The 19,149-nt window shown below is 66.6% G+C and carries 12 protein-coding genes; 3 read left to right on the forward strand and 9 right to left on the reverse strand.

The window, feature by feature from the left end; all coding sequences use genetic code 11:
* Nucleotides 1-11: 11 nt before the first annotated feature.
* From xdhC to xdhA, 3 genes are read right to left on the reverse strand one after another with little or no spacing between them, the layout of a single operon-like run.
* Nucleotides 12-860 (reverse strand): xanthine dehydrogenase accessory protein XdhC, encoded by an 849-nt coding sequence (xdhC, locus tag HNO52_RS09580; RefSeq protein WP_197568901.1) that lies wholly within the window; start codon nucleotides 858-860, stop codon nucleotides 12-14.
* Entirely contained in the window at nucleotides 860-3,349 is a 2,490-nt protein-coding gene (gene xdhB / locus HNO52_RS09585) for a xanthine dehydrogenase molybdopterin binding subunit (RefSeq protein WP_232090691.1), read from the reverse strand. Before xdhB ends, xdhC begins: the two co-directional genes overlap by 1 nt.
* Nucleotides 3,333-4,796 carry a xanthine dehydrogenase small subunit gene (gene xdhA / locus HNO52_RS09590; protein WP_197568902.1) on the reverse strand — a complete coding sequence of 488 codons (1,464 nt, stop codon included), beginning with the start codon at nucleotides 4,794-4,796 and terminating at the stop codon, nucleotides 3,333-3,335. Before xdhA ends, xdhB begins: the two co-directional genes overlap by 17 nt.
* Before the next feature lie 281 nt (nucleotides 4,797-5,077).
* On the opposite strand from xdhA, the gene HNO52_RS09595 reads away from it, so the two are divergent.
* Nucleotides 5,078-5,752: a TetR/AcrR family transcriptional regulator gene (locus HNO52_RS09595; protein WP_197568903.1), complete on the forward strand. Its 675-nt coding sequence runs from the start codon at nucleotides 5,078-5,080 to the stop codon at nucleotides 5,750-5,752.
* Nucleotides 5,753-5,827: 75 nt separating this feature from the next.
* Entirely contained in the window at nucleotides 5,828-8,281 is a 2,454-nt protein-coding gene (gene hrpB, locus HNO52_RS09600; protein ID WP_332107668.1) for an ATP-dependent helicase HrpB, read from the forward strand.
* A gap of 13 nt (nucleotides 8,282-8,294) precedes the next feature.
* On the opposite strand, the gene HNO52_RS09605 is transcribed toward hrpB, so the two are convergent.
* Nucleotides 8,295-11,072 carry a cation-translocating P-type ATPase gene (locus tag HNO52_RS09605; protein WP_197568904.1) on the reverse strand — a complete coding sequence of 926 codons (2,778 nt, stop codon included), beginning with the start codon at nucleotides 11,070-11,072 and terminating at the stop codon, nucleotides 8,295-8,297.
* Between the two features lie 169 nt (nucleotides 11,073-11,241).
* On the opposite strand from HNO52_RS09605, the gene HNO52_RS09610 reads away from it, so the two are divergent.
* Nucleotides 11,242-11,721, forward strand: coding sequence for a YchJ family protein (locus tag HNO52_RS09610; RefSeq protein WP_197568905.1), 480 nt, complete (start codon nucleotides 11,242-11,244; stop codon nucleotides 11,719-11,721).
* Nucleotides 11,722-11,741: 20 nt separating this feature from the next.
* On the opposite strand, the gene HNO52_RS09615 is transcribed toward HNO52_RS09610, so the two are convergent.
* The 5 genes from HNO52_RS09615 to hutI all read right to left on the reverse strand — a co-directional run bounded on the left by HNO52_RS09615 (nucleotide 11,742) and on the right by hutI (nucleotide 18,869).
* Nucleotides 11,742-13,088, reverse strand: a complete 1,347-nt coding sequence (locus HNO52_RS09615; protein WP_197568906.1) for a Na+/H+ antiporter family protein — start codon at nucleotides 13,086-13,088, stop codon at nucleotides 11,742-11,744.
* A 106-nt stretch (nucleotides 13,089-13,194) separates the two neighbouring features.
* Nucleotides 13,195-14,742, reverse strand: a complete 1,548-nt coding sequence (hutH, locus tag HNO52_RS09620; protein WP_197568907.1) for a histidine ammonia-lyase — start codon at nucleotides 14,740-14,742, stop codon at nucleotides 13,195-13,197.
* 172 nt (nucleotides 14,743-14,914) lie between these two features.
* On the reverse strand, nucleotides 14,915-16,606 hold the full coding sequence (gene hutU, locus HNO52_RS09625) for a urocanate hydratase (protein ID WP_197568908.1): 1,692 nt from the start codon (nucleotides 16,604-16,606) through the stop codon (nucleotides 14,915-14,917).
* A gap of 69 nt (nucleotides 16,607-16,675) precedes the next feature.
* Complete coding sequence (gene hutG, locus HNO52_RS09630; protein ID WP_197568909.1) at nucleotides 16,676-17,653, reverse strand: formimidoylglutamase; 978 nt, start codon at nucleotides 17,651-17,653, stop codon at nucleotides 16,676-16,678.
* Nucleotides 17,646-18,869, reverse strand: a complete 1,224-nt coding sequence (gene hutI, locus HNO52_RS09635) for an imidazolonepropionase (RefSeq protein WP_197568910.1) — start codon at nucleotides 18,867-18,869, stop codon at nucleotides 17,646-17,648. Before hutI ends, hutG begins: the two co-directional genes overlap by 8 nt.
* Between the last annotated feature and the right edge of the window lie 280 nt (nucleotides 18,870-19,149).

Genomic DNA, 19,149 nt, shown 5'->3' on the forward strand with positions numbered 1-19,149 from the left:
GGGCTGAAGGTCTAGAACAGGGCGCGCAGCTCTGCCGGCTCCAGGCCGCGCTGATCGGGCCGCTCGGCAGTGCCCGCCAGCGGCAACAGCTCGGCCATGGCGGCAATGGCGATGGCATAGGGCGTCTTGTCGCCGCCGGTGCCGCCGCAAGCCGTGCCGATGGGGCAGCGCACCGTGGCAAGTGCCGCCTCGTCGTGTCCGGCGTCGGTGAGCCGCGAGCGGAAGCTGGCCCACTTGCTCTTCGAGCCGATCAGGCCGATGGAGGCCATGTCGCCGCGCTGGAGCAGGGCGTCGACGAGTACGCGATCCTCGGCATGGTCGTGGGTCAGCACCAGCGCATGGCTGCCGGCCGGCAGTGCCGCAACCGCGGCTTGCGGGTCGGCGGCGTGGCGGCAGTCCAGCCGTGGCTGATCCGCGGCCCAGGCCGGGAAGGCGCCTTCGCGGCTGTCGTGCCACAGCACCCGCCAGGGTAACGGGGCGGCCAGGCGTACCAGCTCGGTGCCGACATGGCCGGCACCGAAGAGGGCCAGCGTCGCCGCGCTGCCGTGGAATATTTCCAGCAGCACGTTGACGAAGCCGCCGCAGCATTGGCCGCTGCGCCCACCCAGGGCAAAGGCCTCGAGGCTCATGCCGCTCTCGCCGTGGGCCAGCTTTTCCCGCGCCGCATCGATCACCTGGAACTCGAAGGTGCCGCCGCCGAGGGTGTCGCACACGGTATCTTCGGTGATCACCATGCGCGCGCCGGGCTCACGGGGCGTGGAGCCGGCGCTCGTTACCACGGTAGCGAGGGCATGGGGCAGCCCCTCGCTCTGCAGCCGATGCAGCGCCTCGTGCCAGGCCTGCGGGCGCGGCGCGTTCATCACACCGCTCCCTGCGCGGTGTCATAGCGGCTGCGCAGGGCCTCGGCGGCCATCAGCACCCGTTCCGGCGTGGCCGGGGTGTCGAGCCTCGGCGCTTCGGCGTAGTCGGTCAGGCTCGCCAGGGCGTCGCGCAGCGCCGACCACACCGCCATGCCGAGCATGAAGGGCGGCTCGCCCACGGCCTTGGAGCGGTAGATGCTGGCCATGGAGTTGGGGTGGCCCTCCATCAGCCTGACATTGAACACCGGCGGCAGGTCGCCGTAGGTGGGGATCTTGTAGGTGGCCGGGCCGTCAGAGATCAAGCGGCCGGCATCGTTCCACTTGAGCTCTTCGCTGGTCATCCAGCCCATGCCCTGAATGAAGCCGCCTTCCACCTGACCGAGGTCGATGGCCGGGTTCAGCGAGTCGCCCACGTCGTGCAGGATATCGACCCGGTCGACCTGGTACTCGCCGGTCAGGGTATCGACGCTGACTTCCGCCACGGCGGCGCCGTAGGCGTAGTAGTAGAAAGGGCGGCCCTGGCCGACGTTGCGGTCGTAATGAATCAGCGGCGTGGCGTAGAAGCCCTTCTCGGAGAGCGAGATGCGGTTCAGGTAAGCGGATTGCACCAGCTCGCCCCAGGGGATGCGACGCTCGCTTTCGCCGTAACCGGCGACGAGATGGCCGGCTTCCAGGCGCATGTCCTCGCGGTCGAGCCCCTGGTCCTGGTAGAGATGCTCATGGGCGAAGTCGAACAGGCGCTCCTTGAGCTTCATGCAGGCGTCACGCGCGGCCTGGCCGTTGAGGTCGGCGCCGCTGGAGGCGGCGGTGGGCGAGGTGTTGGGCACCTTGTCGGTACGCGTGGCGGTGATGCGCACCTCGTCGGTATCGAGCCCCAGCTCGCGGGCCACCACCTGGCAGATCTTGGTGTGCAGGCCCTGGCCCATCTCGGTGCCGCCGTGGTTGATCATTACGCTGCCGTCGGTGTAGACGTGCAGCAGCGCACCGGCCTGGTTGAGGTGTTTGGCGGTAAAAGAGATGCCGAACTTCACCGGCGTCAGTGCCAGGCCGCGCTTGACGATCGGGCTCTCGGCGTTGAACTCGGTGATGGCGCGGCGCCGTTCCCAGTAGTCGCTGCTGGTCTCGAGCTGCTCGACCAGCTCCTTGAGCAGGGCGATCTGGTCCACCTGTTGGCCGTAGTGGGTCATCTGGCGGCCGGGGCGGTAGAAGTTGCGCTTGCGCACCGTCAGAGGGTCCTCGCCGATGCGCCGGGCGATATCGTCCATCGCCGCCTCGATCACCATCATGCCCTGGGGGCCGCCGAAGCCGCGGAAGGCGGTATTCGACGCGGTGTGGGTGCGTGCGCGATGGCCCGTCACGCGTGCCTCGCCCAGCGAATAGGCGTTGTCGCTATGGAACATGGCGCGGTCGACGATGGCGTCGGAGAGGTCGGGTGAGTAGCCGCAGTCGCCGATCACGGTGATCTCGCCGCCCTGGATCACGCCCTGGTCGTCCACGCCCAGCCGGTAGCGGTTGTGGAATGGGTGACGCTTGCCGGTCACGCGCATGTCGTCGGCCCGGGGCAGGCGGACGCGGGTGGTGCGGCCGGTACGCCGTGCGATCAGCGCGGCGATGCAGGCCCAGGGCGAGGCCTGGGTCTCCTTGCCGCCGAAGCCGCCGCCCATGCGGCGTACCTCCACGGTCACGGCATGGAACGGAATGCCCAGCACCTCGGCGACCAGCTTCTGGGTCTCGCTGGGGTGCTGGTTCGAGGTGTGGACGATCACACCCTCGTCCTCGGTGGGTTGCACCAGGCAGGCCTGGCCTTCCAGGTAAAAGTGCTCCTGGCCGCCGACGAACTGCTCGGCTTCTACTACGTGGGGGGCATTGGCCAGCGCCTGCTCCCAATCGCCGCTCTGCTGCACGTGGGTGGGGCGCACGAACTCGCCGCGCTCGGCGGCGGCGACCGGGTCGAGGCAGGACGTCTGCTCGTCGATTTCCACTACGGCAGCCTGCACCGCTTCGCGCGCGGCACGGTGGCTCTCGGCGGCCACGGCGAATATCACCTGGCCGACGTAGCTGATCTCCTCCTCGACGAAGATGGGGTCGCCGGGAAAGACGGGGCCGATGTCGGTATGGCCCGGTACGTCATGGAAGCCGATGACGTCGACCACGCCCGGCATCGTGCATACTTTGTCCAGGTCGAGCCGCGTCAGGCGGCCGTGGGCAACGGGCGAGAGGCCCAGCGCCACGTGCAGGGTATCGGCTGGCGCCTTGAGGTCGTCGATGTAGGCAGCACGGCCGGTCACGTGCTTGATCGCGCTCTCGTGGGCCTGGGCATGCGGATGGGGAGGCGCCTGGACGGTATCCCGCGCCAAGGGGCTCGAGCCCTTGATACGTCCGTCGAGCTCGTGGCGGGCAGTTTCCGACTCCGCGCTCACGTCGGGAGTGGAGTTCACTGGCGCGGCTTCGGGCGCCTTAGAACGTGAAAGCTTAGTGAGCGTACGCATGGAGCATCACCTCCCGGGGGCTGTCGGACTCGGCCTGAGCGATCACAAGGCGCAGGCGCTCGAGCAGGTTGGCGGCGGAGAGCCGGCGATATTCGGCGCTACCGCGCACGTCGGACATGGGCTGGAAGTCCTCGGCCAAGGCTTCGCGAGCGGCAAGGAAGGCTGCCGCATCGGGGGCCTGGCCCTCCAGCGCCGCCTCGGCATTAGCGGCGCGCTTGGGAATCGCCGCCATGCCGCCGAAGGCGAGTCGTACGTCGCGCATCACGCCGTTCTCCAAGCGCCAGGCGAAGGCGCCCAGCACCGCGGAAATGTCGTCCTCACGACGTTTCGACAGTTTCCATACCTTGAGAGTTTGCCCCTCGGCGGGGCGGGGCAGGAAGATGGCGCGAATGGCCTCGCCCTCGCGCAGGGCGGTGCGCTTGTAGTCGAGGAAGAAGTCGTCGAGCGCCAGCTCGCGCTCGCCCTCGGGCCCGATCAGCCGAAGACGTGAACCCAGCGTCAGCAGCACCGGCGGGGTATCGCCGATGGGCGAAGCGTTGGCCACATTGCCACCGAGGGTGCCACGGTTACGAATCTGGGAGGAGCCCAGTCGATGCAGCAGGTGGGCGAAGGCGTCGTAGTGCTCCTCGAGCAGCGGTTCCAGGCGCGAATAGCTGACGGCGGCACCGATCCACCAGCCGCTGCTACCGTCGTCCAGCGTGGCTTCCTCGACGACATTAAGTTCGGCGACGCGGGTCACATCGATGACCCGCTCGAAGCGCGCCAGGCGCTGGGTGGCTTCGAGCCACAGGTCGGTGGCGCCAGCCACCAGGCGCGCCTGGGGATGCTGCGTGAGGCAGTCGCGTAGCTCAGCAAGGCTGGTCGGCTGGAGGAAAGCAGCGTCGGGGTCGAGGCGATCGGTGCCTGTCTCGTTTCCGCGGGGCGCCGCAGCATCGAGCCACAGCGGACGGTTCTCGGGATGAGTGCCCATGCTCAGGGCGGCGTCGCGAATCGGGCGGTAGCCGGTGCAGCGGCACAGGTTGCCACCCAACGCCGCTTCCAGACGCTGAGGCGTCAGCGGTGCAGGTGCCTGACGCTGCTGCTCGTGCAGAGTGAACAGCGACATGACGATGCCCGGCGTACAGAAGCCGCACTGGCTGCCGTGGCTCTCGACCATGGCCGCCTGGGCCGGGTGCAGCGAATCGCCCTGTGCCAGGCCATCCACCGTGACCAGGTAGCGACCATTGAGCTGATGGGCCGGTGTGATGCAAGCATTGGCGCTGTGATAGCGCAGCTCGCCGTCGGGACCGGGCTCGCCAATGGCTACCGTGCACGCACCGCAGTCACCCGAGGCGCAGCCCTCCTTGGTACCCGTGACAGCCAGCGTTTCGCGCAGCAGCTCGAGCACGCTGGTCTCGGGAGAGGCCTCGCTCCGGCATGGTTGCCCGTTGAGCATGAAGTCGATCATCGCCTTGTCTCTTGTTGACGTTGTGATAGCTGACCGGTCGCCATGCAACGAGAGGTCGCTGCTCGACCTTATCGCTACGAGTTGACCAAATGGTCAGGATGATCTCAGCATGGGCCAGAATGTCGCACTTTGCAAGCGCCATATGGCGATAAGGGCACATGGCAGTGGCCGTGTCGTCCTCATGCCACTCGATGCGCCGCCGATGGTCTCATTTGCAGGAACCGCTGCGGTGGGGCACTCTTCTTGCTTTCCACCATCATTCACAGGGCAGGGGCCTGTCGATGACCGACATGACCGAAACCGAGACCTTGCAGCCTGCACGGCAGAGTGGCGAGAGCAATGGCGCCACTCGCGAGCGCAACGAGCGTGAGATTCTCGAAGCCGCCGAGCGGGTCTTCGCCCAGTACGGCTATCGCGGCGCCAGCGTTCAGGCCATCGCCGAGCAGGCGGGGCTGCCCAAGTCCAACGTGCTCTATTACATGGGCAACAAGCGTGGCCTCTACGTGCGCCTGCTCGAGCGCATGATGGCGCGCTGGAACGCCCTGCTCGATGACATCAGCGTGGAGGACGATCCGGCCGACGTGCTCGAGGCGTTCATCCGCAGCAAGATGCAGCTTTCCCGTCGCCACCCCGAGGGCTCACGGCTGTTCGCGGCCGAGATCCTGGGTGGCGCTCCCTTCCTGCAGGAGTATCTGCGCGGCGAGTTGCGCGAATGGGTGCAGACCCGGGCCAGGGTCTTCGAACAGTGGGAAGAGCGGGGCTTGATGGACCCGGTCGACCCGGTATGGCTGATTTTCCTGATCTGGTCGGCCACGCAGCACTACGCCGACTTCGAGGCCCAGGTGCTGGGCATCACCGGCAAGGATGAGATTTCGGACGATGACGTGGAGCGGATCACCCAATTCCTGACCCAGGTGATTCTCAAGGGATGCGGTGTGCAATCACGGAAAAACTAGCCATCGTTCTGTTTTCACCAAGAAGGCTTCAGGGCCTCCTTGGCCCTGCATGTTACGTTACTATATGACCTTGCCATGAACATGGCGACACTGCCCATCGAATCCCGCCTGGACGAGCTTCGTGGCGCCATGTCGCGACACACTCGTGCTCTGCTGGTGGCCGCGCCGGGGGCGGGCAAGACCACGCGTGTACCGCTGGTGTTGCTCGACGAGGCGTGGTGTCGCGAGGGGCGACTGCTGCTGCTGGAGCCTCGGCGCGTGGCTGCACGGCTGGCGGCGGGCTACATGGCGGAGAGCTTGGGCGAGCGAGTGGGGCAGACGGTGGGCTACCGCATGCGCGGCGAGAGCCGGGTGGGGCCGGACACGCGGCTCGAGGTGGTGACCCAGGGCGTGCTCACGCGGATGCTGCAGGAGGACCCGTTGCTCGACGGCGTGGCCGGCATCGTCTTCGACGAATTCCACGAGCGCAGCCTGGAGGCCGACCTGGGCCTGGCGCTGACGCTGGATGTCCAGTCGGTACGCGATGACCTGCGCCTGCTGGTGATGTCGGCGACTCTCGACGTCGAGGCGCTGCTTGGTGTGCTGGGCAGCGGCACGCCGCTGATCGAAAGCCATGGGCGCAGCTTCCCCGCGGCCACCCGCTATCGTGCGCTCAGTTCCTCTCACTCTTCACGCGATGAAACGGCGCGGCAGCAGGCCACGGCGGTGCTGGATGCGCTTGGCCAGGCCGACGGCGATGCGCTGGTGTTCCTGCCCGGTGTTGCGGAAATTCTTCGCCTGGCGCGCGAGCTGACGAACCGTCAGCCCGCGCTTGCGGTGCGCGAGCTGCATGGCCGGCTGCCGCTGGAAGTGCAGCGAAATGCGCTGCGACCCGAAGCCGATGGAAGCCGGCGCGTGGTGCTGGCCACCGCCATTGCCGAATCGAGCGTCACCGTCGATGGCGTGCGTATCGTCGTCGATGCCGGCCAGGAGCGGGTGCCGGTGTTTCAACCTCGCAGCGGCCTCACTCGTCTTGAAACCCGTCGTGTCAACCGTGCCAGCGCCGACCAGCGCCGGGGGCGTGCCGGTCGTCAGGGGCCGGGGCTGTGCCTGCGTCTATGGGCCGAGGAGCAGCCGCTCGTGCCTCACGGCGAGCCCGAAATACTACAAGCCGACCTCGCTCCGCTGGCCTTCGAACTGGCCCGCTGGGGCATCGTCGAGCCAGACGCGCTGGCCTGGGTAACGCCGCCGCCTGCCGGCGCCCTGGCAGCGGGGCGTGGATTGCTTCAGCGGCTCGGCGTGCTGGATGAAGTCTATCTGCTCACCGAGATGGGGCGTGCTTGCGTCCGTTGGCCCACCCACCCACGGCTGGCGGTGATGTTGGAGCGGGCCGGCGAGCTCGCTGCTCGGCCGCTGGCCTGTACCTTGGTAGCACTGCTGGAAGGTCGCGAACTCGATGCCGAGCAGGACCTGGAGCGCGTGCTTCGTGTCTGCTTGGCGGATCCCGCCAGCCATCGCCAGTGGCAGCGCGAGGCCCAGCGGCTGGCCCGCCTTGCCGGCGTGCGCTTGGACGTGGGCAGCCTGGCCCCGCTAGGCGAATTGTTGGCATTGGCCTATCCCGAGCGAATTGCGCAGCGCCTCGAACCGGGGCGTTTCCGCCTGGCTTCCGGCGGCTTGGCCACGCTGCCCGAAACGCATCCGCTGGCCCACGCCGAATTGCTGGTGGCTGCCGAGCTCGATGGGCAGGCCCGCGGCGCAAAGATATACCGCGGTGCGGCGATTTCTCGCGAGCGCCTCGAGGCGCTGTTTGCCGAGGCGAGAGAGTGGCGGGCGAGCCTCGAGTGGTCGGAAGAGCAGGGCCGCCTGGTGGGGGATCAGGTGCGCGGCGTGGGCGCGGTAGTGCTCGAACGCAAGGTGATGCAGTCACTGCCGCCGGAGGCGGTGCGCGAGGCACTGCTCGAGGCCCTGCGCCGCCGTGGAGAGTTGCCCTTCGACGAGAATGCCGTGCAGTTGCGCGGTAGGGTCGAGCTGCTGAGTCAAACGTTCGGCGACGCCTGGCCCGACTGGTCGATGCCGGCGCTGCTGGATACGCTCGAGACATGGCTGGGGCCGCATCTCGACGGTATAAGAGGCCTCGACGCGGTGGCACGGCTGCCGCTGGGCCGCCTGCTGCTCGACTGCCTCGAGTGGCCGCTGCGCACCCGGCTCGAGGATCTTGCCCCGGAGCGTCTCGAGGTGCCCAGCGGTTCGCGGTTGCGCGTCGACTATGCGCCGTGTCTCGAAGGCAGGCCGCCAGTTCTGGCGGTGAAGCTGCAGGAGGTATTCGGCTGGCAATCCTCGCCCCGCATCGCCGACGGCCGGGTCGGGATACTGCTGCATCTGCTGTCGCCGGCCCGGCGACCGTTGCAGGTCACCGGGGACCTGGCGAGCTTCTGGGCCAACGGCTACCCCGAGGTACGCCGCGAAATTCGCGGCCGTTATCCCAAGCATCCCTGGCCGGAAGATCCCTTGGCCGCCGAGGCCACGGCACGGACCAAGCGCCGCTCGTGATGGTAGCGTAATTTCACTGTGTTCTGGGCGTGGTATCTCGCGGCCGGGGGCTGTCGTGGTCGCGGCCCTTCGGCCCGGATTTCGTTTTCCTGCGCAACAGGCGCTTTTCAAGCTCGACGACGAGAAACAGGGCGACGCCGCACCCGCTCACCAGCAGCCAGTGGTGCAGATCGAGAGCAGCACTATCGAACACCGCTTGCATGAAGGGCAGGTAGGTCCAGGCGAGCTGCAATACCAGAACGAGCCCGATGGCGATCCACACCGGACGACTGCCGAACAGACCCTGAAGGGAGAGATTGCTGCGCAGCAGATATCGGCTGTTGATCAGGTAGGCTGCACTGCCCATGACCAGCGTATTGACGGCACCGGTACGCGCGACGGCCTCGTCGCCTTCGACGTGGAGCAGCCAGCTGAACATGCCGAACACGCCGGCGAGAAGCAGCAGGGAGACGAAGGTTACTCGCCACAGCAGGAACAGGTCGAGCAGGGCCGCGGCAGGATCGCGCGGTCGCCGTCGCATCAGGTTTTCCTCTCCCTCCTCGAAGGCCAGTGCCAGGCCTAGGGTCACGGCGACCACCATGTTGACCCATAGAGCTTGCAGCGGAGTGATGGGCAGTTGAGTCCCGGCCAGCACGGCGAGCATGATCGCCAGGCCTTGGGCGCCATTAGTGGGCAGCAGGAAGGTGACCGTCTTGCGGATGTTGTCGTAGACCTTGCGTCCCTCCTCGATGGCGCCGACGATGGTGGCGAAATTGTCGTCGGCCAATACCATCTCGGCGGCTTCCTTGGCCGCCTCGGTGCCCTGAATGCCCATTGCCACGCCGACATCGGCGCGCTTGAGTGCCGGGCCGTCGTTGACGCCGTCGCCGGTCATCGCGCAGATGCCGCCGCGTGCCTGCATCGCCTTGACCAGGCGCAGCTTGTGCTCAGGGGCGGCGCGGGCGAACACGTCCACCTCGGCGATGCAGATCTCCAGCTCGGTGTCGTTCATGGCCTCCACCTCGCGGCCGGTCAGGGCTCGCTCGGTATTGGCGAAGCCGAGCTGCCGGGCGATGGCCAGTGCCGTGACGGCGTGGTCCCCGGTGACCATTATCGGACGAATGCCAGCCGAGAGGCAGCGTTCGACTGCCCGGATCACCTCTTCCCGGGGCGGGTCGAGCAGGCCGACCAGCCCCAGCAGCACCAGGCCTTCCTCGGCGTGTGCCTCGTCAAGCTCCGAGACGGCATGGATGGGCTTTTCCGCCAGAGCCAGCACGCGTAGGCCGCGGGCGGAGAGGGCATGGATTCTCTGCTCCCACTCTCCCGGCTCGAGTACGGTGTCGCCAGCATCGGTGCGCACCCGGTGGCACATCTCGAGCAGCCGGTCCGGGGCTCCCTTGACCATCAGGGTCGGCTGGCCATCGATCTCGTGCAGGGTGGCCATGTACTTGCGCTCGGACTCGAAGGGGATGGCATCGTGCCGGTCGTGGCGACCTCGCAAGGTGCCGGCATCCAGCCCCGCCTTGGCCGCAGCCACGACCAGGGCACCTTCCGTGGGGTCGCCGTGGATACGCCAGACTCCCGCCTCGTCCTTGGCCAGTTCGGCGTCGTTGCATAGCGCCCCCACCTTGAGAAAGTGGCGCAGGGCATGATTTTCGTCCAGGTCAATTGGCTCGGAAACGGGAGCATCGTCGATGATACGAAGGAAATTCCCGTTGGGAGCGAAGCCGACGCCGGTCACGGCAATCTCCCCCTCCGGCAGCCAGATGGCCTGGGCGGTCATCTCGTTGCGCGTCAGGGTACCGGTCTTGTCGGTGAAAATGGTGGAAATGGAGCCCAGCGTCTCGACGGCGGGCAAGCGGCGGATGATGGCGTTGCGCCGGGCCATGGCCTGAACACCCAGGGCCAGGCCGATGGTGACGATGGCCGGCATACCTTCGGGAATGGCCGCCACGGCGAGCCCTACGGCTGCCATGAACATCTCGCTGGCGGGCTGGCCGTGAACGAGCGCGCCGATTGCCGCGGTGATAACGGCGGCGCCGAGAATGAAGATGGCCAACACGCGCCCGGCGCGGTCGAGCTGACGCAGCAGCGGCGTCTTGAGCTTCTCCACGCCGCGCAGCATCTCCGAGATGCGCCCGATCTCGGTCTCGATGCCGGTTGCCACGACGATGCCTTGGGCGGTGCCCTGGGCAACGATGGTGCTGGCGTAGGCCATGCTGCTGCGTTCGGCCAGGTCGGTCGCCTCGGCGACCGGCGCAGTGTGCTTTTCGACGGCGATCGACTCGCCCGTCAAGGCGGCTTCCTCTGTGCGCAGCCGGTTGGCCTGGAGCAGGCGCAGGTCGGCGGGCACCCGGTCACCGCTCTCGAGCAGCACGATGTCGCCGGGCACGAGTTCCTCGGCAGGAATGGTCCGGCGTCGTCCATCGCGCAATACCTTGGCCTGAGGCGAGAGCATGCCGCGAATGCTCTCCAGGGCATGCTCGGCCTTGCCCTCCTGAACGAAGCCGATCAGCGCGATGATCGTCACCACGCCCACGATGGCCAGGGCATCGAGGCGGTGCCCCAGCGCCAGGCTGGCGATCGCGGCTACGATCAGGATCATCATGAGCAGGTTGTTGAACTGCTCAAGCAGACGCTTCCACCAGGGGCGTGCAGCCTGTTCTAGCAGCTGATTGGGGCCATGCTCGGAAAGGCGTGCGGCCGCAGTCTTGGTGTCGAGACCTGCGGGACGGCTGTTGAGTGTCTTCAGCGTCTCGTCGGCAGAAACGGCGTGCCAAGGGGGATGTGGGGGAAGGGGACGACCAGGCATGTCCATGTCTCCGCAAAGCGATAATTCTTTTTGTAGCATGGCTAGTGCTGCGGTGCAGTGATGCAGGACAAGGATCGAGCCGCAAGCTGATATGACGAGGGAATTGAGGGATGCTCGGCGTTGGCGAGCCGGGTATGCTGCCGGCACAACGACTGTCCGGGAGATTTTCATGCCATCCGCCGATGCTTCCTTATCATGCGCCGGGAACCGTTGCCCATGCGGCAGTGGCCAGCGTTATGCGGCGTGCTGCGGCCGCTACCATGGCGGTGTGCCGGCACCCACCCCAGAAGCACTGATGCGCTCCCGCTACAGCGCTTTTGCCCTGGGCCTGCACGACTACTTGCTGTCGACCTGGCACGCCAGTACCCGCCCGAGGGTGCTGGACCTGGACGAATCGACTCGCTGGGTGCGACTGGAGGTGCTTGACCAGATCCAGGACGGCGACAAGGGCCGCGTGCACTTTCGCGCCACCTTCCGTGCAGAACGTCGCTGGGCGGTACTGGAAGAGAACTCCCGCTTCGTGCAGGAGGCGGGAGGCTGGCTCTATCTGGACGGTACGCCCAGCGTTACCCGCCTCAAGCCTGGGCGCAACGACGTTTGTCCCTGCGGCAGCGGGCGCAAGTTCAAGAGTTGCTGCGGCCTAGGATGATCCCAGTCAAATGGACCCTGTCAGAGCATCATCGCGGCCAGCCAGCCGAAACCGATCAGCGGCACGTTGTAGTGCAGGAAGGTGGGCACCACGGTGTCCCAGATATGGTCGTGCTGGCCGTCGGCATTGAGCCCGGCGGTGGGGCCGAGGGTCGAATCGGAGGCCGGCGAGCCGGCATCGCCGAGTGCCGCGGCGGTACCTACCAGGGCGATGGTGGCCATGGGCGAGAAGCCGAAGCTCAACGCCAACGGCACGTAGAGCGAGGCGATGATCGGCACCGTGGAGAATGACGAGCCGATGCCCATGGTGATGAACAACCCCACCAGCAGCATGACCAGGGCCGCCAGCCCCTTGTTGTCACCGATCAGCTCGGCCGAGCCTTCCACCAGCGCCGAAACTTCGCCGGTCGCCTGCATCACCCCGGCGAAGCCGGCGGCGCTGATCATGATGAAGCCCACCTGCGCCATCATGCGCATGCCTTCGGTAAAGATGCCGTCCTGCTCGTGCCAGCGGAACACGCCGCTGACCGAGAGCAGGGCGAAGCCGAACAATCCGCCGAGCACCATGGAACCCGAGATCAATTGGGTCGCTACCGTGCCCAGCAGGGCTGCGGCAAGCACCGCCATCTGCCAGGGCGCCAGGTGCCGGGCGGCCTGGGCCGGGGTCTCGTCGCCATGGGCCAGGTCCCGGTCCTCATATTGACGCGGGCGACGATAGCTCCACAGCCACGCCACGGCGAGCCCCAGCGCCATGCCGCCGATGGGGATGAGCATGGCCATGGGCACCATGCCCCGAGTGACCTCAAGGCCGAGTTCCGCGCCGCTTTCATTGAGATTGGCGAGCAGAATGTCGTTGAGGAAGATCGAACCGAATCCCACCGGCAGCAGCATGTAGGGCGCAGTGATGCCGAAGGTGATCACACAGGCGGCGACCCGACGGTCCAGGCGCAGGTGATTCATCAGCTTGAGCAGCGGCGGTACCAGCACCGGGATGAAGGCGATGTGTACCGGGATCAGGTTCTGCGAGCTGACCGCGGCGGCGAGCAGGGCACCGAGCAGGGTGAAGGCGACCCAGCGCCGGCTCGACGGCTGATCATCGATATGCATGCCGCGAATGGCACGCTCGGCCAGCAGCTCGGTGATGCCGGAGCGCGACAGGGCCACGGCAAAGGCGCCCAGCACGGCATAAGAGAGGGCAATGGTGGCACCGCCACCCAGGCCTTCGTTGAAGGCTTCGAGAATCTCGGCCAGCGGCAGCCCGGCGACGAGGCCTCCGATCAGGCTGGCGGCGATCAGGGCGAAGACGACGGAGACGCGGGCAAGGCTGAGAGAGACCATGACCAGGATGGCCAGAACGATGGCATTCATGTTGGCTCACAGAAGGCAGGAAAGGTAGTCAGTAGCGTTTCGGACAGAATAAAGCCCCGAGCCGGAGCGTCGGGGCAGCATATCTTACCTCAAGCGAGGGGGCGGGTCAGTGGCTCGGCAACATCTCCAACGGCATCAGGCCATTGAGTGCCCGTGAGGCGAGCAGTTGGGTAGCGCTCTCGATGTCGGGGCCGAAAAAACGGTCGCGATCATAGTAGGCGACCCTGCCGCGCAGGGCCTGGCGTGCCTGCTCCAAGCGCGGCGTGCTCGTCAGGCGGCGCTGTTGCGCGTCGAGACGGAAGTCGAGCCCCTGGCAGGCCGCCAGCCACTCGATGGCAACGATGCCACGCACGTTGTCGGCCATTTCCCATAGCCGCTTGCCGGCGGCCGGTGCCATGGAAACGTGATCCTCCTGGTTGGCCGAGGTGGGCAGGCTGTCGACGCTGTGGGGGTGGGCCAGGGCCTTGTTCTCGCTGGCAAGCGCCGCGGCGGTGACCTGGGCGATCATGAAGCCGGAGTTGACGCCGCCGTTCTCCACCAGGAAGGGCGGCAACTGCGACATATGAGTGTCCATCATCAATGAGACCCGGCGTTCGGTGAGCGAGCCGATCTCGGCCAGCGCCAGGGCCAGGTTGTCGGCGGCCATGGCCACAGGCTCGGCGTGGAAGTTGCCGCCCGAAAGGATGTCGCCCTCGTCGCTGAAAACCAGCGGGTTGTCCGATACCGCATTGACCTCCACGGCCAGCACTTCGGCGGCCTGGCGAATCTGGGTCAGCACGGCGCCCATTACCTGGGGCTGGCAGCGCAGCGAGTAGGGATCCTGCACCTTGTCGCAATCGGCGTGGGAGTCGCTGATCTCGCTGCGTTCGTCGAGCAGATGACGATAGGCCGCCGCGGCGTCGATCTGGCCGCGCTGGCCGCGGGCCGCATGAATGCGAGCATCGAAGGGGGAGCGCGAGCTCAGCGTGGCCTCCACCGTCAGTGCACCGCACACCGTGGCGGCGGCATAAAGATCCTCGGCCTCGAACAGCCCCTTGAGGGCGTAGGCGGTGGAGACCTGGGTGCCGTTGAGCAGCGCCAGGCCCTCCTTGGGCGCGAGCATGAGCGGTTCCAGCCCGGCGATGGCCAGCGCCTCGCGGGCATCGATCCATTCACCGCGATGGCGCGCCTTGCCCTCGCCGAGCAACACCGCGCTCATCTGGGCCAGCGGCGCCAGGTCGCCGGAGGCGCCTACCGAACCCTTGAGCGGGATATGCGGATAGACCTCGGCGTTGACCAGGGCGAGCAGGGCGTCCAGCACCTCGCGGCGAATGCCGGAGAAACCGCGCGCCAGACTGTTCACCTTGAGCACCATGACCAGGCGCACCAGGGCGTCTTCCATGGGCTGGCCGACGCCGGTGGCGTGAGACAGCACCAGCGAACGCTGCAGGTCTTCCAGGTGGTCGTGGTCGATGCGGGTCTGGGCCAGCAAGCCGAAGCCGGTATTGATGCCGTAGACCGTGCGGTCCTCTACCACCACGCGGTTGACGCAATCCACTGCACGTTGGATGGCAGCGTCGGCACTTTGCGGCAGCGTCACGCGTAGTGGTGCCTCGAAGACATGGCGCGCCTGGGCCAGGGTCATCTTGCCGGGTTGGATCTCAAGATTGGGCATGGAATGGCTTCCCTGAAAATGGCATTGGCAGCGGAAGCGATGAGCCATGCCGGCAACAAGTCTTTGCAAGGGCGCTGTGAACCCATCCCTGGGCGCTACTTTTTCCTTCCCTGGAAAAAGACCCTCGCTTCGCCTTGTCCCCGGCGCTCATCGCGCCGAACGTGAGGCGCTCTTATTTATCGAGCATCGGCAGATCCAACCCATTCTCCCGGGCGCACTGCTTAGCGATATCGTACCCGGCATCGGCGTGGCGCATTACCCCGGTGGCCGGGTCGTTGCGCAGCACCCGGCCAAGACGGGCGTGGGCATCGTCCGTGCCGTCGGCGACGATCACCACCCCGGCGTGCTGGGAATAACCCATGCCCACACCGCCGCCGTGGTGCAGCGAGACCCAGGTGGCGCCACCGGCAGTGTTGAGCAGGGCGTTGAGCAGCGGCCAGTCGGAGACGGCATCGGAGCCGTCCTGCATCGCCTCGGTTTCGCGGTTGGGGCTCGCCACCGAGCCGGAGTCGAGATGGTCGCGGCCGATGACGACGGGCGCCTTGAGCTCGCCGCTGGCGACCATCTCGTTGAAGGCCTGGCCGAGGCGGGCGCGATCCTTGAGCCCCACCCAGCAGATGCGCGCCGGCAAGCCCTGGAAGGCGATGCGCTCCTGGGCCATGTCGAGCCAGTTATGCAGGTGCGGGTCGTCGGGGATCAGCTCCTTGACCTTCTGGTCGGTCTTGTATATGTCCTCCGGGTCGCCGGAGATCGCGGCCCAGCGGAACGGGCCGATGCCCTGGCAGAACAGCGGGCGGATATACGCCGGCACGAAGCCGGGGAAGTCGAAGGCGTTGGCGATCCCCTCTTCCTTGGCCATCTGGCGGATATTGTTGCCGTAGTCGAAGGTCGGCACGCCCATCCGCTGGAAGTCGAGCATGGCCTTGACGTGCACGGCCATGGACTGCTTGGCGGCCTTGACCACTGCCTCGGGTTCGCGCTTGCCGCGCTCGACGTAGTCCTCCCAGCGCCAGCCGGAGGGCAGGTAGCCGTGCAGCGGGTCGTGGGCGCTGGTCTGGTCGGTGACTATGTCCGGTTTTACGCCGCGCTTCACCAGTTCCGGCAGCACGTCGGCGGCATTGCCGCACAGGCCGATGGAGACCGCCTTGCCCTCGGCGATGTAGCGCTCGATGCGGGCCAGGGCGTCGTCGAGGTCGTCGGCCTGCTCGTCCAGGTAACGGGTGCGCAGGCGAAAATCGAGGCGCGACTGCTGGCACTCGATATTGAGCGAGCAGGCGCCGGCCAGGCTTGCCGCCAGCGGCTGGGCGCCGCCCATGCCACCCAGGCCGGCGGTGAGGATCCAGCGGCCATTCAGGTTGCCGTCGTAGTGCTGGCGCCCGGCCTCGACGAAGGTCTCGTAGGTGCCTTGGACGATGCCCTGGGAGCCGATGTAGATCCACGAGCCGGCGGTCATCTGGCCGTACATCATCAGGCCCTTCTTATCTAGATCGTTGAAGTGCTCCCAGTTGGCCCAGGCCGGCACCAGGTTGGAGTTGGCGATCAGCACCCGCGGGGCGTCCTTGTGGGTCTCGAAGACGCCGACCGGCTTGCCGGATTGCACCAGCAGGGTCTGGGTGTCCTCCAGGCGCTGCAGGGTTTCGACGATGGTGTCGTAGCACTGCCAGTCGCGAGCAGCGCGGCCGATGCCGCCGTAGACCACCAGGTCCTCGGGGCGCTCGGCGACGTCCGGATGGAGGTTGTTCATCAACATGCGCAGCGGCGCTTCGGTCAGCCAGCTCTTGCAGCTGAGTTCGCTGCCGGTGGGGGCGGCGATGCGACGGCCGGGGTCGTGGCGGGTATCGGCGAGGGGAGTGTGGCTGTTCATCGGTGTGTTCTCTCTTCGTTGCAGCTTTGTCGACGATTTCGTCGTAGCGGTATGTCGTTCGGTGTTCGATCAGGTATCCAGCGTGAGCTGGTGGATCAGGCGCGCTGCCGCTCGGGCGGTGCGGCCGTCGTTATCGAAACTGGGGTTGAGTTCGGCGAAGTCGGCCAGGCGCAGCTTGCCGCTGTCGCGCACGGTCTCGATCAGCGTCTCGATCATGGCCAGCGCAACGCCGCGCGCGGCCGGCGCGCTGACGCCGGGTGCCTCGGAGGATGGAAGCACGTCGAGGTCGACGGTCAGGTAGAGGTGGTCGCAGTGTGCCATGAAGCGCTCCAGCTCTCGCTGGATGGCCTCGAAGCGGTGCGGGAGGAATTCACGATCCTCCTTGATCAGCACGCCTAGCTTGCGGGCGCGGTCAAACAGGGCCCGGGTGTTGTTCGCCCGGCTAACGCCCAGGCAGGCATAGCGGAACGGCCAGCCGCGTGCCTCGCACTCGGCGGCAATCTGGGCGAAGGGCGTCCCGGAGGAACGTACCTGGCTGGGGTCGCGCAGGTCGAAGTGGGCGTCGAGATTGACGATGCCGATCTTGGGACAGCGTTCCCCGCGTGCTTCCAGGTGCCGGGTCAGGCCGGACCAGCTGGCGTAGGCCATTTCATGCCCGCCACCCAGTGCCACGGGCAGTTGAGAGTTGGCCAGCAAGGTAGCGAGCCGCTCGGCCAGGCGCGCCTGGGCGGATTCCATGTCGTCGTTGCCGTGGCAGTTCACGTCGCCCGCATCGAAGACCGGGGCCCGCCTGTGCCAGGCAAGCGGTGCCAGCGCCCTGCGCAGTGAGCGGGGACCCTCAGCGGCACCGACGCGACCCTGGTTGCGCGCCACCCCGGCGTCGCAGCCGAAGCCGACCAGGACGACGCCAGGCTCGCTGGCGCGCTTGTACGGCGTGACCACCTGATGCCAGCGCAGGCTGTCGGGCTCCACGTCCTCGCGACCGGCCCAGAGCGACATGTCGATGGAAGGGTCGGCCAGGTGCAGGTCGTGATCGGTCTCAGCCATGGGTCACTCCTCCCTTGAAGATGCGTTGGCGCAGGCGGCCAGGCTGTACGGCGTACGCCAGCTCGGCCGGTGTGTCGACGTCCCATAGGCAGAGGTCCGCCGGGGCGCCCTCGACGATGCGGCCGAGCGAACGATCGTGCAGCCCCAGCGCGCGGGCACCGTGAGCTGTCATCCCGACCAGCGCCTCTTGCGGCGTCAGGCGGAACAGGGTGCAGGCGAAGTTGAGCATCAGGGTCGGCATGAACAGCGGCGAGCTGCCGGGGTTGGCATCGGTGGCCAGCGCCATGGGGACTCCGGCCTCGCGCAGCGCCGCGATCGGCGGACGCTGGGTCTCGCGCAGGGTATGGAAGGCACCGGGCAACAGCACGGCAGTACTGCCGGCCTTGCGCAAGGCAGCCACGCCGGCCTCGTCGAGATACTCGATATGATCGGCAGAGAGTGCGCCATGACGCGCCGCCATGGCGCTGCCGCCGAGGTTGGAGAGCTGCTCGGCATGGGCTTTGATCGGCAGGCCATGGGCCTCGGCGGCTTCGAACACGCGCTCGCACTGCGCCACCGAGAAGGCGATCTTCTCGCAGAAGACGTCAACCGCATCGGCCAGGCCCTGCTCGGCGGCGGTGGGAATCATCTCGCGGCATACCAGGTCGATGTAGCCGTCGCTGTCGCCGGCATACTCCGGTGGCAGTGCATGGGCGCCCAGCAGGGTGGTGACCACCCGTACCGGTAGTGCTTCGCCCAGGCGGCGTGCCACGCGCAGCATCTTGAGCTCGTCGTCGACCGTCAGGCCGTAGCCGGACTTGATCTCCACCGTGGTGATACCTTCGCGGATCAATGCTTCGAGCCGTGGCCTTGCCAATTCGAACAGCTCCGACTCGCTGGCGGCCCGGGTGGCGTTAACGGTGCTGAGAATGCCGCCGCCCTGGCGAGCGATCTCCTCGTAACTCACGCCTTCCAGCCGCTTCTCGAACTCCTCGGCACGATTGCCTCCGTACACCAGGTGGGTATGGCAATCGACCAGGCCCGGTGTCATCACGCCGCCTTGGCCCATTGTCTCGCAGGCTTCCGCTTCGGTGCGGTCGAGTTCGCGCATCGGCATGACGCGCTCGATCGACTCGCCTGCCACCATCACTGCCATCGGCTCGGGCAGGGTGACATAGCCATCGAAGAGGGTGACGTCTCGCCACAGTCGGCGCGGCTGGTAGGGCTGTGCTGGCATTTCGGTCTCCCTTCTTGTGCTGCCGTAATGTATATACAAATAAACGGTCCCGGTGCCAGCGTCAAGCGAGTCTCGAGGAGGTTCGAGTTTCGAAGTCGTGGTGGCTTGCGAGAGGCTTTTTTAAATAATTGTTAATAAAATATTTTTCTTAAATATAAGGAATAACGGCGGCGTGTCGGAAAAGAGAGGGTAGACCAAGGTATAAGCTCTACTGAAGGTCGGAGGGTGGCGCCTGGAACCACCGTAATGTATATACAAATCAGCGCCCAACATGGCTTCG

The organism is Halomonas sp. MCCC 1A13316, assembly GCF_014931605.1.
In the GTDB taxonomy this organism is placed as follows: Bacteria; Pseudomonadota; Gammaproteobacteria; order Pseudomonadales; family Halomonadaceae; genus Halomonas.